Annotated in this window: 1 protein-coding gene; it reads left to right on the top strand. The window is 61.9% G+C overall.

The genetic code is table 11. The features are described from left to right. Nucleotides 1-14: 14 nt before the first annotated feature. The coding region (locus AC1DS5_RS25095) for an ABC transporter ATP-binding protein (protein ID WP_477720958.1) at nt 15-691 on the top strand (677 nt) is incomplete at its 3' end.

Raw genomic sequence — 691 nt, 5'->3', positions numbered from 1 at the left:
TCGACGATCTCTCTTTGGACATCAAGGCCGGTGAATTCTTTGCGCTGCTCGGCCCGAGCGGCTGTGGCAAGACCACGTTACTGCGCATGTTGGCTGGTTTCGAAGCGCCGGACACGGGCAAGATCGAGTTGAACGGCGAGGATATCGCCGCGGTCTTGCCGCATCAGCGGCCCGTCAACATGATGTTCCAGAACTACGCGCTGTTTCCGCATCTCAACGTGCGCGACAATATCGGTTTCGGTCTCAAGAGCGCTGGCCTGACGCGTCTCGGCATCGATACGCGGGTTGCCGAGATGGTGGCGCTGGTCAAGCTCCAGGGACTGGAGAAACGCCGACCGGATCAATTGTCGGGCGGCCAGAAACAACGCGTGGCGCTCGCCCGGGCGCTGGCGCGGCATCCGCAATTGTTGCTGCTCGATGAGCCGCTGGCAGCTCTCGACAAGAAACTGCGCGAGGAAACCCAGGTCGAATTGATGGCGCTGCAGCGCCAGCTCGGCACCACCTTCGTGATCGTCACCCACGATCAGGAGGAGGCGATGACCATGGCCGACCGCATCGGCGTCATGAATGAAGGTCGCCTGCAACAGGTCGCGACACCGCGACAGCTCTATGAGGCGCCGGCATCGCGCTGGATCGCGGAGTTCGTCGGCGACATCAACATCATCGAGGGCGGTATCACGCACCGTGACAG

This window comes from Polaromonas sp. P4_H1 (assembly GCF_056400945.1).
The sequence above is the reverse complement of the archived record's forward strand: the minus strand, read 5'-3'. Positions and strand labels throughout refer to the sequence as shown.